The organism is Stenotrophomonas sp. (assembly GCF_050737575.1).
GTDB lineage: Bacteria > Pseudomonadota > Gammaproteobacteria > Xanthomonadales > Xanthomonadaceae > Stenotrophomonas.
Genome location: NZ_JBOHXW010000001.1, coordinates 598,998 through 611,249, shown reverse-complemented (window position 1 = coordinate 611,249; position 12,252 = coordinate 598,998). Strand labels below are relative to the sequence as shown.

The window sequence follows — 12,252 nt, the reverse complement described above, 5'->3', positions numbered from 1 at the left end:
GGCGCAGTTGGGCGCGGCGGGGATCATCCAGGAGGCTCACGGCTTACTCGCTGTCCTTTTCACCCACCGCGCGACGGAAACAGTGATGGCCGGCCGGGTGCGTCCATTCGCCGATGCGGCCGCGTTGCGGTCCCTCGGCGCTGCTGGTGTCGAACTGCGCACACAGCTCGTAATGCGTGGCGTCCAGCGTGCGGTAACGGTAGTCGGGACCGCCGGAGGGGTCTTTGTAGGTCAGCACCATGCCGGGCTGCGCGGCCAGCGCCAGAATGTTGGGCGGTAGCGTGTCGTTTTCGCGCCAGTAATTGCGGGCGGCGATCTCCAGCGTCTGCAGGTCCGACACGCGCGCGGCATCCAGCCGTTTCAGGCGCTGCTGTGAGGGCGAATCAATGACCCAGACACCGGCTGCGATGGCTGCGGCAGTCACGATGCCGGTGGCCCAAAGTACGCGGCTTCCCCAAGCGGTACGGCTCATGCGTCGACCTCCTCTTGGCGCAGGTCCCACAGGTAATAACCGAACACCGTGCCGGCGATGGCGCCGACCACCAGCACCTTGAGCACGAAGCGCAGGCTCAAGTCGCCGCCGAGCAGGTTGAAGACCAGCGCGGTGAGATCGCCGATCAACACGGTGGCGGCGACGAACAAGGTCAGATAGGTCAACCAGCGGCGTACCGGCGACAGCCGTTTGATCGGGTTGCGTTCCACATCGCGACTGACGTGGCGGGCGACGAAGACGAACACCGGGAAGGCGATCACCAGTGCCGAGATCGCCCAGCGGATGCCGCCGCTCAGGCGTAGCAGCTTCCAATCGGCGTCGGCCGGATCCGGCAACGCGTATTCGATCAACTGGAACAACAGGCTGCCCAGGTTCCATGCGAAGAAATACAGCGTGCTGAACAGCACCAGGTAGAGGAAGGCTTCGCGCGCGGACAGTGACGCGCGTGGGCGCGGCACGGGCAGGGCGAAATCCACCTGCGCCCAGCCATCGAGCACACCGCGTATCTGCTGGTCACTCCAACCTGCCGCCAACAAGGCCTCGTTGACCTGTTGGCGGTTGTGGCCGCGCATCAAAGCTTCGCGAACGAAGTGTTCCAGTTCCGGTGATGCCGATGCCATCGCTCATTCCTTGCAGGACGTGGCCGCAGGGTAGGGCGTGGGCGGGGGGCGATCAAGCGTCGGCGGCTTCGCTGTACTCGTCCGAATGTGCCGGCACCAGCCGTGCGCGCAGTGCATCCAGTTCCATGCGCAGGGCTTGGTTCTCGGCCGTGAGTGAAGCCACGCGCTGACGCAGGGCTTCCACTTCCGGATGCACGGCGGCCGTGTCGTCTGCGCCGGAGGCCGATTCGTCGAACTCGAATTCCTTGGCCGGCTTGGGCTTGCGACGCGACTCGCGTGCGCGCTTGGCAGCTTCCTTCAGCTCGCTCTTGCCGCCCTGTGCGGCGGCACGCTGCTCTTCTTCGGGCAGGCTGGCGACCACGGCGGCGGCGCTGAGTGAGATTTCGCCTGCTTTCACCGCTTCAATTACTTCCTGCGCGGCATGTGCACTGATCTTTTCGATCAGATTCACCTGGCTGGCGCTGAGTTTGGCTTCGCGGGCCAGGTCGGCCTTGGAGAACTTGGGCGCTGGGTCCCACGGCGGCGAATCGCCTTCGGCCTCACCGTTGCCCAGCGCCGCCTCACCTTCGCTCTCACGGCGCAGTTGTTCCTGCTCGGCACGGTGGCGCGCCTCGACAATCGCCCGCTTGCGCAGCGCCAGCACGCCGCGCTGGAAGTCGGACACGCTGCGGCGGCCCAGGTGCTGCTCGATCATCCACAGGTGCACATCGTCCATCGACTGGAAGCGCGTGTTCTGCACGGTGTTGAACGGAATGCCGTGTTTGGTGCAGATGCCGTAACGGTTGTGGCCGTCGATCAGCACGTCGCCCCACAGCACCAGCGCGTCGCGGCAACCCTCGGCCAGCAGACTGCGCTCCAGCGCGTCGTGTTCGTCCTGCGTCAGCGGGTCGATATAGGCCTTGAGTTCTTGGTTGACGATGATGTCCATGCGGCTGCCGGTTGAAACGTGGGTCGGCATTGTAGTGATCCGGAGCCCTGCGCGGCCAATCCCATTCGCTCAGGAAGCGGTCCGGATTCATACCGGCTGTGAACACGCGGCGGCGTACCATGCAGGCCTGCGGCCCCGGCCGCCTTGCTGCACAACAGGATTCAGCCATGACCACTCCCCACCTCCGCGAACAATGGCAGACGCTGGCCGCCGGCCTGACGCTGCGCACCCGCGCATTCATCGACGGCCGTCATGTGGATGCAGCCAGCGGCGCGACGTTCGCCTGCATCAGTCCGATTGACGGCCGCGTACTGGCGCAGGTGGCCGACTGCGGCCAGCTGGATATCGACCACGCCGTGGCCGCCGCGCGGCGCAGCTTCCAGGCCGGCCATTGGTCGACCCTGAAGCCGACCCGTCGCAAGCAGGTGCTGCTGCGCTTGGCGGCGCTGGTGGAAAAACATGCCGACGAGCTGGCGCTGCTGGAAACGCTGGACATGGGCAAGCCCGTGGGCGAGGCGCGCAATGTCGATATCGCCGGGGTGATCCGCTGCATTCAATGGACCGCCGAAGCGGTGGACAAGCTCTACGGCGAAGTCGCGCCCACCGGCAGCAACGAACTGGGCCTGATCACCCGCGAGCCGCTGGGTGTGGTCGGCGCGATTGTGCCGTGGAATTTCCCATTGCTGATGGCAGCGTGGAAGATCGCCCCCGCGCTGGCGGCCGGCAATTCGGTGGTGCTCAAGCCGTCGGAGAAATCGCCGTTGAGTGCCCTGCGCTTTGCCGAATTGGTGGCCGAAGCCGGCCTGCCCGAAGGTGTATTCAACGTGGTGCCGGGCAATGGCAAGGGCGCGGGCGAGCCGCTGGCCTTGCATATGGATGTCGATGGACTGGTGTTCACCGGTTCCACCGCCGTGGGCAAGCGGCTGCTGCAATGCGCAGGCCTGTCCAACATGAAACGCGCCTACATGGAATGCGGCGGCAAGAGCCCGAACATTGTGTTCGCCGACGCGCCCAATCTGGATAAAGCAGCAGAAGCGGCGGCCAGCGGCATTTTCTACAACCAGGGCGAAGTCTGCACGGCTGCGTCGCGGTTGTTGGTGGAACGTTCGATCAAGGACGAGTTCGTCGCGAAGGTCATCGAGCACGGCCGCCACATGCAGCCAAAGCATCCCTTCGAGCCGGATGCAGCGATGGGCGCGATGGTGGACGAAGCCCAGGCCGCGCGCGTGCTGGCTTATATCGAAGAGGGCACGGCCGAAGGTGCGCGCCTGCTGCTGGGCGGCAAGCGTGCCGACGTGGTGGCCGGCGGCTGCTATGTCGAACCGACGGTGTTTGACGACGTGTCACCGCAGCAGCGCATCGCCCGCGAGGAGATCTTCGGGCCGGTGTTGTCGGTCATTGCATTCGATGGCGAACAACAGGCGCTGCAACTGGCCAACGACAGCGAGTACGGACTGGCCGCCGGCGTGTGGACGCGTGATATCTCACGCGCGCATCGCGTGGCGCGCGGTCTGCGCGCGGGCAGTGTCTGGGTGAATTACTGGGATGGCGGCGACATGAGTGCACCGTTCGGCGGTTACAAGCAGTCCGGGAACGGCCGCGACAAGTCGCTGCACGCATTCGACAAATACACCGAGATGAAAGCGACGTGGATCAGTCTGGAGTGAGTGGCTTTCTGTTCTATGCGTAGCGAAGAATTGGAGCAATAGCAGAAGCCACCCCCCTCCCAGCCTCCCCCTTGGCTTTGCCAAAGGAGAGGGGCGGTTCCATGTGGCTGCAGGAGCAGTTCCTTCCACGCGTCGAAGGCGCGGGGGAGCCCAAAGCCCCCTCCTTTTCGCGCAGCGAAGGGGAGGGTTGGGGAGTGGTGCTTTGGCTTTGGATCTAGCTCGGGCGCTAGCTCCTGATCTGGATGGAGATGCAGCTTCCACTCAATCCTCACTCGCAACGCCGCCCATCACCTCACCCGCGTCACCGCACCCGTTCCCCCATCCTTATCGTTCGGAAAACAAATGCTCAAAGTCATCGCACAGGATTTCATCAAGCCCGAGTTTGTTGCGCAGGTAGAGCCGCTGTACCGCGAGCTGATCGAAAAAACCCGGCAGGAGCCGCTGTGCCTGGCCTATGACTTGTTCATTGACCAAAAAGACCCGGGGCACTTTGTCTTCATCGAACAATGGCCTGATCGCGCGGCGCTGGATGCGCATTGCGCCACTGAGCACTTCCAGCGACTGGTGCCACAGATCGATCAATACCAGCGCCTGCCGGGCACGTTTCTGTTGATGGATGCTTTCGCTTAATCCCGCTTTTCGGCAATCACGTCGCCGCTCATCGGATCCAGCTTCACTTCCACCTTGGTGCCGGTGGAGGACTTGGCGTCCGCCTTCCACATGCCATCGTCGAATTTCACGTCGTGAACGTTGCTGTAGCCGGCGGTGGACAGCTTGGCGCGGATGTCGGCCTCGCTCAATTGCGACACTGCCGTGTCCGGATACACCGTGCCGGTGCGCGGGTCCAGATGCAGCTCGGTGCGCTTGCCGTCGGCGCTGGTGGCATCGGCTTCCCACATGCCGCCGTCGAACTTGACGTCATGCACGTCGGTGAAGCCCAGGGCTTCCAACTGTGCACGTACCTGCGGTGCCGTCATCGTGTTCTGCGCTTGTGCCGCGCCGGCTGCAGCCAGCGTGAAGGCCATGGCCAGCAGGCCGGAACGTACATGTCGATGCATCATCGTGTTTCTCCTTTGAGAGCATGGCAAGGCATGAATCGCCTGTGCCCAACCTACCGTCCTTGATAGGGCGGACACCGTGAAAAACACGCCTTTGCCAGCCCCGCGCTTGGCCAGGATTAATCGATGTGCACGCGTACTGAACACGACGTCAGTAAACCGTTCAGTACGTGCGCATCGGCCTCACGTTGGTGGTTTTGGCGAGCCAGTCGATCCTCCGCGAGAAGCCCTACAATGCCAGCCAGTCTGCGGATCCGGCAACGGCGTCAGGAACGGTGTCGGCTGTAACCAGGCGGCGGCAGGCGGGGGGCGCGTGGCAGACTTGGCGCCAACGTTTTCCGAACCCGAACCATGTCGACCGCTGCCATCCCCGTTCCCCTGAATTCCCCCCGTCGTGTGCTGGCCGCCAGCCTGGTGGGCACTACCATCGAGTTCTTTGATTTCTACATCTACGCCACCGCAGCGGTGCTGGTGTTCCCGCAGTTGTTCTTCCCCGAGAGCAGCAACGAAGCGGCGCTGCTGCAATCGCTGGCGACCTTTGCGGTGGCCTTCATCGCGCGGCCGGTCGGCTCGGCGGTGTTCGGGCATTACGGCGACCGCATCGGCCGCAAGGCCACGCTGGTGGCGGCCCTGCTGACGATGGGCCTGTCCACCGTGGCGATTGGCCTGTTGCCGACCCACGCGGACATCGGGTTGCTGGCGCCGATCCTGCTGGCGCTGTGCCGCTTCGGCCAAGGCTTGGGGCTGGGCGGCGAGTGGGGCGGGGCGGTGCTGCTGGCCACCGAGAACGCACCGCCCGGCAAGCGCGCCTGGTACGGCATGTTTCCGCAGCTGGGTGCGCCGTTGGGGTTCCTGTTGTCGGCCGGCACGTTCCTGCTGCTGGGCAAGTTGATGGACGATGCAAACTTCCTGGCCTGGGGCTGGCGCGTGCCGTTCGTTGCGAGCGCGTTGCTGGTGATCGTGGGGCTGTGGGTGCGGCTCAATATTCACGAAACACCGGATTTCCAGAAGGCCGTGGACAGCGGCAAGCGGGTGCGGCTGCCGATGCGCGAGGTGCTGCAGAACCACGGTTTCGCGGTGTTGGTGGGCACGCTGGCCGCGTTCGCCACCTTCGTACTGTTCTACCTGATGACGGTCTTCACGCTGGGCCATGGCACGTCGGTGCTGCGTTACGCGCGCGAGGATTTCCTGCTGCTGCAGATGGTCGGCATCCTGTTCTTCGCTGCCGGCATTCCGTTGGCCGCGTTGTACGGCGACCGCCACGGCACGGTGAAGGCAATGCTGTGGGCGACGACCGGCATCTTCGTGTTCGGGCTGTTGTTCCAGCCGCTGTTCCAGGCCGGCCATCCGCTGCAGGTGTTGGTGTTTCTGTCGCTGGGACTGTTCCTGATGGGCCTGACCTATGGCCCGTGCGGGACCATGTTGGCCAGCCTGTATCCGGTGCAGGTGCGCTATACCGGTTCATCGTTGTCCTTCAATCTGGCCGGCATTCTGGGTGCGGCGCCCGCGCCGTATGCGGCGACCTGGCTGGCCGGCAAGTTCGGCATCGCTGCGGTTGGCGGCTATCTGTGCGCGACGGCGCTGGTCACCGCTTGGGCGCTGTGGGCCATCGGCCAGCGGCAGAAGCGAGGGGCCGTAGGAACGCCATAGCGCGTTGCCTTGCATCCCACACAAAGACGAAAGGCGGTGCGGATCTGCGGCGTTCCTACAGCAAAGGGAGGCAGGAACGACGCGATTGCGAGTCTTCTGGAGGAGGGAGTCGCAATCACGCCGTTCCCGCACAAACGGTCAGCGGAAAATCCGCTTCAAGGTGCGGCCCAGCCAGCTGCCTTCTTCGTGTTCACGGGCAAACTGGTTGAGGTGGCGTTTGACCTGGTCGGCATAGGCCTTGTCATCGCCGCGAATATGGTTGAACAGCCAGCGCGACAGCATGTTGCGCAGTTCGTCGGTGACGTCTTCGCCGGCCTGGAAGCGCAGGCGGTACTCGCTCACGCGCTTGCCAAACACTTCATGCACGCGCTTGTGTGCGGCGCAGAACGGGTAGCCGGCTTCTTCCATCAACTCCTCCTCAAAGGCGAAGTGCGACATCGTGTAATCGACCAGTTCGTCGATCACCTCGGCCACCGCCATGCGTTCAAGGCTTTTCTGCGCGACATGCAGGTGGTTGAGCATCTCCACGATGCGCATGTGCTGATGGTCGATGACCTCAATGCCGGTGTTGAGGTCATCCTGCCAAATCAGTAGTGCCATCGCGTTGATCCCCTGTGAAGTGCTTTGCGGGGCACTGTAGGGGCGGGGGTTTCAGCGCGCGTTGATCTGGATCAAAACGAGATGGCGCTCACTGTGCGGCTGCGCTGCAGACCCGGTTGCGGCCGCCGGCCTTGGCCAGATACAGCTGGCGATCGGCTTCGGTGATGAGCTGGTGCAGGTTGCCCGGGCGCGACGGCATGCGGCACACGCCGATGCTCACCGTCATGGCCAAGGTCTTGTCGCCAAACTGCAGGCGCAGGCTTTGCACCGCTTGCCGCAGTTGCTCGAAATGCGCGGCGCTGGCGGCATCGTCCAGCCCGTTCACCAGCAGGCAGAACTCCTCGCCACCGAAACGTGCGCTGATGTCCTGCGGGCGCGTGTGTGATTGCAGGATGCCCGCCACTGCACGGATCGCCTGGTCACCGGCTTCGTGGCCGAGGCTGTCGTTGATGTGTTTGAAGTGGTCGATATCGACCATGGCCACGGCCACATCACGGCGGTCGCTGGGGTGGGCCAACTGACGCTGGCTGTTTTCCAGAAAGCTGCGGCGATTGGGCAGGCCGGTGAGAAAGTCACGGGTCGCCAGATCCTGCAGCGTGCCGATCAACTCCAGCTGGTCTACGTTCTGCGAGACGCGGCAGAAGAATTCTTCCCGCGAGAACGGCTTGCGCAGGAAGTCGTTGGCGCCGTTCTTGAGGAAGCGCGGAATCAGTGACGGATCGGTGTTGCCGGAAATGCCGATCACCGCCACTTTGTCGCGTGCACGCAGGGCGCGCAGCCGCCGGGTCAGTTCGACACCTTCCATGCCGGGCATTTCCTGGTCCACGATCACCAGGCGAATGGCCGGGTCGGCTTCCAGCGCAATCAGCGCGGCGGCGCCATCAGCCGCCTGGCTGACGTGGTAGCCATACATGCCAAGCAACGCGGCCGCGTACGAGCGTGCGGACGGTGAGTCATCCACCACCAGCGCGGAAATGCGCCGGTTGCGTTCCATTCGCTGCACCAGCCACACCAGGTAGTCGATGCTGCCGGGGGTGTTCTTCAGTACGTAGTCGATGATCTGCTGCTGCAGCACGCGCTTGCGCAGGTCTTCGTCATAGACGCCGCTGACCACAATGGTCGGCAGGCCGCGATTGACGAAATAGGCGACCACTTGATCGCGGTCGCCATCGGCCAGCACCAGGCCGGTGAGCACCAGAAACCAGCCATCCTCGCGATCCAGCAATTCCCCGGCCTCGGCCAGGCTCGACGCCACGCTGACCGGCAACTCCAGGCGCTGCTCGATGGCTTCGCGCAGCATGCTGGTGAACGTGCGCGAGTTCTCCACCAGCAGGATGCGCTGGGGGAGCGGCGTGATGGGCGGGCTGTCGAAACCGGCGGGCGACAGTGCGGCCATAGGGGAGAGGCTGATGGTCATCTGCAACATGTAGCGACTGGCTGGCAGAAAGCTTTAGCGGCGGTGTCCGCAGCCCAAACGCAGGCTGGGATGGAATCCCAGCATCAAGGTCATCAGGACGTGCTGGGATTTCATCCCAGCCTACGGTGTCGCGAATCTCAGTCCCCGCCTCACCACAGCAGATCGCGCAGCTTGTACCAGGACATCGCCGCCACCAGCATCGGCATGCGCAGCGCTTTGCCGCCCGGGAACACGCCGTGCGGAATCTTCTCGAACACATCCAATCGAGCTGATTGCCCGGCAATGGCCTCGGCAATCACTTCACCGGCCAAACCGGCTGTCGCCACGCCGTGGCCGGAGAAGCCCTGTGCGAAGTACACCGTCGGCGTGAGCCGGCCCCAATGCGGGGCGCGGTTGCGGGTGATGTCGATATAGCCGCCCCACACGTAGTCCAGCTCCACGTCGGCCAGCTGTGGGAAAACGCGGCGCATGCGCCGGGTCATGCTGGCGCGCAGGCCGGGCGGTGGCAGTGCGGAATAATTGGCCTGGCCGCCAAACAGCAGGCGGTGGTCGCGGCTGAGGCGGAAGTAATCCAGCGCCCAGTTCACATCGGCCACGGCCATGTCATTGCGGATCAGCGCTTTGGCGCGCTCGGCGCCCAGCGGCTGGGTGGCGCCGATATAGGTGCCCACCGGCATCATCCGGGTTTCCAGCTCCGGGGCGATGTCCTGCAGCCAGGCGTTGCCGGCCAGCACCACGAAATCGGCATCGACGCGGCCCTGTGCGGTGATCAGCGCCGGTTGCGGGCCGCGCTGCATCTGGACCACCGGGGAATGCTCATGGATGACGACGCCGGCCGCTTCGGCCGCACGCGCCAGCCCCTGCGCGTAGGCCAGCGGATGCAGGTGGCCGCTGGCAGCGTCGTACATCGCGCCGAGGTAGCGGTCGCTGGCCAGTTCCTGCTGCAGGCGCGGGCGGTCCCACCATTCCAGCGGGTAGTCGTAGCGCTGCGCCATGCGTTCGATGTCCGCACGCAACGCGCGTTCCTGACGCGGATGGATCGGCACGCTGGCGTGACCGTCGCGCCAATCACAGTCGATGTCGTGACGGACGATGCGCTGCTTGAGCAGCTGCATGCCGTCGCGCGAGAAATCAAACAGCTGTCGCGCATCGGCATCGCCGACCAGTTTTTCCAGCGTGTCCTGGTCGCAGCCGTAACCGACGATGGCCTGGCCGCCATTGCGGCCGGATGCGCCCCAGCCCACGCGCTCGGCTTCCAGCACCGTGACGTTGTAGCCCTTTTCGGCCAAAGCCAGCGCAGCGGTCAGGCCGGTGTAACCGGCGCCCAGCACCGCCACGTCGGCACGCGACTGACCGCGCAGCGGTGTGCGTGCAGGCAGTTCCGGTTGGCTGCTGGCGTACCAGCTGGGCGGGTAAGCGGGCGGTGGGGTGTCCACGGACATCGGGCAGATCGGTTGGATGTGGGGCAGGGAGTGTAACGGCCGGCTTGTGTGCGCCAAGCGCACGCGGCGGAGTAACGGGCCCATTGTGCCGCGTGAGATTTGAATGACAGGTGCAGTGCGGTTGCCTAAATGCAGGGCCAGGGGTAGCGTGCCTGCACGTCTTCTGAGCCAGATGCATGACCACTCTGCCGCTGGTCGGCCTGCCTACCGACAGCAAACCGATTGGATCGCACCCGTTTCTCGTGGTCGGTGAAAAGTATGTGCGGGCGGTGGTGGAGGGCGCCGGCGCCACACCGCTGATCCTGCCGCTGCTGCAACCGCCATTGCCGGCGGAGCACTGGCTGCGGCAACTGGACGGTCTGCTGCTGACCGGCGCCACCAGCAACATCGAGCCGCATCATTACGACGGTGACCCCAGCTGGCCGGGCAATCCACACGACCCGGCGCGTGACGCCAATGTGTTCGGGCTGCTGCCGCAGGCGCTGGCGATGGGCTTGCCGGTGCTGGCGATCTGCCGGGGCTTTCAGGAGGTCAACGTCGCCTTCGGCGGCAGCCTGCACCCGAAAGTGCATGACGTGCCGGGGCTGGCCGATCACCGTGAAGATCCGGATTCACCGTTGGACGTGCAATATGGCCCGGCCCACGCACTGGAACTGGTGCCGGGTGGGTTGCTGGCCGGGATTGCCGGCGGCGAGCAGGTCCGCGTCAACACCGTGCATGGGCAGGGCGTTGCGCGCCTGGGTGAGGGGCTGCAGGTTGAAGCCCGCGCACCTGATGGGCTGATTGAAGCCTTCCGTGGCCCGGGCCCGGGGTTCCTGCTTGGTGTGCAGTTCCATCCGGAGTGGCGGGTGCGTGAAAACCCGTTCTATCTGGGCATTTTCAAAGCCTTCGGCGAGGCCTGTCGTCGTTACCAGATGCAAAAACCAAAAAGCTGATCCGCCATGACCTCGCGCCCCCGTACCCGCAAGACCGTCAAGACCGTTGCCAATGTGCAGGAAGAAAGCTCGCTGCTGCGCTGGCTCAAGGAGCGGCACATCACCGAGGTGGAGTGCCTGGTGCCGGACATCACCGGCAATGCGCGCGGCAAGATCATCCCGGCCGACAAGTTCCGCCACGATTACGGCACGCGCCTGCCTGAAGGCATCTTCGCCACCACCGTCACCGGTGAGTTCCCGGACGATTACTACGAGCTGACTTCGCCAGCGGACGCGGACATGCTGCTGCGCCCGGATCCGGACACTGTACGCATGGTGCCGTGGGCTGCCGACCCCACCGCGCAGATCATCCACGACTGCTATACCAAGGGCGGGCAGCCGCATGAGCTGGCGCCGCGCAACGTGCTGCGGCGGGTGCTGGCCGGCTACGAGGAGTTGGGGCTCAAGCCGGTGGTCGCGCCGGAAGTGGAATTCTTCCTGGTGCAGAAAAACACCGATCCGGATTTCCCGCTGCTGCCGCCAGCCGGCCGCTCCGGTCGCCCGGAGACGGCACGCCAGTCGTATTCGATTGACGCGGTCAATGAGTTCGATCCCATCCTCGACCTGATGTACGACTACTGCGACGCCTTGAAACTGGACGTGGACACGCTGATCCACGAATCCGGCGCGGCGCAGCTGGAAGTGAACTTCACCCATAACGATGCGATGTCGCTGGCTGACCAGGTCTTCCTGTTCAAGCGCACCATGCGCGAGGCGGCCATGCGCCACGGCGTGTTCGCCACCTTCCTGGCCAAGCCGATGGAGACCGAGCCGGGCAGCGCCATGCACATCCACCAGAGCCTGGTGCGCAAATCCGATGGCATCAACGTGTTTGCCGGTGTCAGCGAAGGCGAGTACAGCGAGACCTTCGACCACTACCTGGCGGGCCTGCAGAAGTACGTGCCGGCAGCGATGGCGTTCTTCGCGCCAAACGTGAATTCCTACCGCCGCCTGATGTTTGGCGAGGTGTCGCCGAGCAATGTGGAGTGGGGTTTCGACAACCGCACCTGCGGCCTGCGCGTGCCGATCGATACGTTGGAAAACAGCCGCGTGGAAAGCCGTTTTGCCGGCTCCGATGCCAATCCGTACCTGGCGATGGCCGCGACCCTGGCCTGCGGTTTGTTGGGCCTGCGCGAGAAGCTGCAGCCCACGCAACCGATCACCGGCAATGCCAAGGAACTGGGTTACGAACTGCCACGTTCACTGGGCGAATCCCTGGACGGGCTGGAAGAGTGCGAGGCGCTGCAGGAGCTGCTGGGCAAGCGCTTCTGCCGGGCCTACATCTCGGTCAAACGCAAGGAGTACGAGACATTTTTCCGCGTGATCAGCTCGTGGGAGCGGGAGTTCCTGCTGCTCAATGTCTGAGCGCCCGTCGCCGCACCGAAATGTTCGAGATCCGGTAG

At 64.4% G+C, this 12,252-nt stretch carries 12 protein-coding genes; 5 read left to right on the top strand and 7 right to left on the bottom strand.

Annotated features, from left to right (window positions below; all coding sequences use genetic code 11):
* Positions 1-43: 43 nt before the first annotated feature.
* The 3 genes from ACREP4_RS02820 to ACREP4_RS02810 are packed head-to-tail and all read right to left on the bottom strand — an operon-like array spanning position 44 to position 2,041.
* Positions 44-472 (bottom strand): hypothetical protein, encoded by a 429-nt coding sequence (locus ACREP4_RS02820; RefSeq protein WP_431594670.1) that lies wholly within the window; start codon positions 470-472, stop codon positions 44-46.
* Positions 469-1,113: a DUF5671 domain-containing protein gene (locus tag ACREP4_RS02815; protein ID WP_431594669.1), complete on the bottom strand. Its 645-nt coding sequence runs from the start codon at positions 1,111-1,113 to the stop codon at positions 469-471. Before ACREP4_RS02815 ends, ACREP4_RS02820 begins: the two co-directional genes overlap by 4 nt.
* Before the next feature lie 52 nt (positions 1,114-1,165).
* Positions 1,166-2,041 (bottom strand): plasmid replication/partition related protein, encoded by an 876-nt coding sequence (locus ACREP4_RS02810; protein ID WP_431594779.1) that lies wholly within the window; start codon positions 2,039-2,041, stop codon positions 1,166-1,168.
* A gap of 167 nt (positions 2,042-2,208) precedes the next feature.
* Between ACREP4_RS02810 and ACREP4_RS02805 the strand changes: the two genes are divergently transcribed.
* Both ACREP4_RS02805 and ACREP4_RS02800 read left to right on the top strand, forming a co-directional pair.
* Positions 2,209-3,708, top strand: a complete 1,500-nt coding sequence (locus ACREP4_RS02805) for an aldehyde dehydrogenase (protein WP_431594668.1) — start codon at positions 2,209-2,211, stop codon at positions 3,706-3,708.
* A gap of 342 nt (positions 3,709-4,050) precedes the next feature.
* The gene (locus ACREP4_RS02800) at positions 4,051-4,338 is read left to right on the top strand and encodes a putative quinol monooxygenase (protein ID WP_431594667.1); all 288 of its coding nucleotides are present in this window, start codon (positions 4,051-4,053) and stop codon (positions 4,336-4,338) included.
* On the opposite strand, the gene ACREP4_RS02795 is transcribed toward ACREP4_RS02800, so the two are convergent.
* On the bottom strand, positions 4,335-4,769 hold the full coding sequence (locus ACREP4_RS02795) for a PepSY domain-containing protein (protein ID WP_431594666.1): 435 nt from the start codon (positions 4,767-4,769) through the stop codon (positions 4,335-4,337). The genes ACREP4_RS02800 and ACREP4_RS02795 overlap by 4 nt on opposite strands.
* 348 nt (positions 4,770-5,117) lie before the next feature.
* On the opposite strand from ACREP4_RS02795, the gene ACREP4_RS02790 reads away from it, so the two are divergent.
* Complete coding sequence (locus ACREP4_RS02790) at positions 5,118-6,416, top strand: MFS transporter (RefSeq protein WP_431594665.1); 1,299 nt, start codon at positions 5,118-5,120, stop codon at positions 6,414-6,416.
* A gap of 138 nt (positions 6,417-6,554) precedes the next feature.
* Here the strand turns inward: ACREP4_RS02790 and ACREP4_RS02785 are convergent, their stop codons facing one another.
* The 3 genes from ACREP4_RS02785 to ACREP4_RS02775 all read right to left on the bottom strand — a co-directional run bounded on the left by ACREP4_RS02785 (position 6,555) and on the right by ACREP4_RS02775 (position 9,875).
* A complete protein-coding gene (locus tag ACREP4_RS02785) occupies positions 6,555-7,016 on the bottom strand; it encodes a bacteriohemerythrin (protein WP_431594664.1) in 462 nt (153 codons plus the stop codon).
* Between the two features lie 88 nt (positions 7,017-7,104).
* A complete protein-coding gene (locus ACREP4_RS02780; RefSeq protein WP_431594778.1) occupies positions 7,105-8,412 on the bottom strand; it encodes a GGDEF domain-containing response regulator in 1,308 nt (435 codons plus the stop codon).
* A 170-nt stretch (positions 8,413-8,582) separates the two neighbouring features.
* Positions 8,583-9,875 (bottom strand): NAD(P)/FAD-dependent oxidoreductase, encoded by a 1,293-nt coding sequence (locus ACREP4_RS02775; RefSeq protein ID WP_431594663.1) that lies wholly within the window; start codon positions 9,873-9,875, stop codon positions 8,583-8,585.
* A gap of 176 nt (positions 9,876-10,051) precedes the next feature.
* Here ACREP4_RS02775 and ACREP4_RS02770 point away from each other — a divergent pair, with 176 nt between their 5' ends.
* Positions 10,052-10,810, top strand: a complete 759-nt coding sequence (locus ACREP4_RS02770; RefSeq protein WP_431594662.1) for a gamma-glutamyl-gamma-aminobutyrate hydrolase family protein — start codon at positions 10,052-10,054, stop codon at positions 10,808-10,810.
* A gap of 6 nt (positions 10,811-10,816) precedes the next feature.
* Positions 10,817-12,214, top strand: coding sequence for a glutamine synthetase family protein (locus ACREP4_RS02765; protein ID WP_431594661.1), 1,398 nt, complete (start codon positions 10,817-10,819; stop codon positions 12,212-12,214).
* Positions 12,215-12,252 lie beyond the last annotated feature (38 nt).

Bases quoted from the DNA above. Each gene is read 5' to 3' on its own strand.
- ACREP4_RS02815 (WP_431594669.1), bottom strand. From the start codon at position 1,113: ATGGCATCGGCATCACCGGAACTGGAACACTTCGTTCGCGAAGCTTTG.
- ACREP4_RS02800 (WP_431594667.1), top strand. From the start codon at position 4,051: ATGCTCAAAGTCATCGCACAGGATTTCATCAAGCCCGAGTTTGTTGCG.
- ACREP4_RS02765 (WP_431594661.1), top strand. From the start codon at position 10,817: ATGACCTCGCGCCCCCGTACCCGCAAGACCGTCAAGACCGTTGCCAAT.
- ACREP4_RS02805 (WP_431594668.1), top strand. From the start codon at position 2,209: ATGACCACTCCCCACCTCCGCGAACAATGGCAGACGCTGGCCGCCGGC.
- ACREP4_RS02795 (WP_431594666.1), bottom strand. From the start codon at position 4,769: ATGATGCATCGACATGTACGTTCCGGCCTGCTGGCCATGGCCTTCACG.
- ACREP4_RS02785 (WP_431594664.1), bottom strand. From the start codon at position 7,016: ATGGCACTACTGATTTGGCAGGATGACCTCAACACCGGCATTGAGGTC.
- ACREP4_RS02770 (WP_431594662.1), top strand. From the start codon at position 10,052: ATGACCACTCTGCCGCTGGTCGGCCTGCCTACCGACAGCAAACCGATT.
- ACREP4_RS02775 (WP_431594663.1), bottom strand. From the start codon at position 9,875: ATGTCCGTGGACACCCCACCGCCCGCTTACCCGCCCAGCTGGTACGCC.
- ACREP4_RS02810 (WP_431594779.1), bottom strand. From the start codon at position 2,041: ATGGACATCATCGTCAACCAAGAACTCAAGGCCTATATCGACCCGCTG.
- ACREP4_RS02780 (WP_431594778.1), bottom strand. From the start codon at position 8,412: ATGGCCGCACTGTCGCCCGCCGGTTTCGACAGCCCGCCCATCACGCCG.
- ACREP4_RS02790 (WP_431594665.1), top strand. From the start codon at position 5,118: ATGTCGACCGCTGCCATCCCCGTTCCCCTGAATTCCCCCCGTCGTGTG.
- ACREP4_RS02820 (WP_431594670.1), bottom strand. From the start codon at position 472: ATGAGCCGTACCGCTTGGGGAAGCCGCGTACTTTGGGCCACCGGCATC.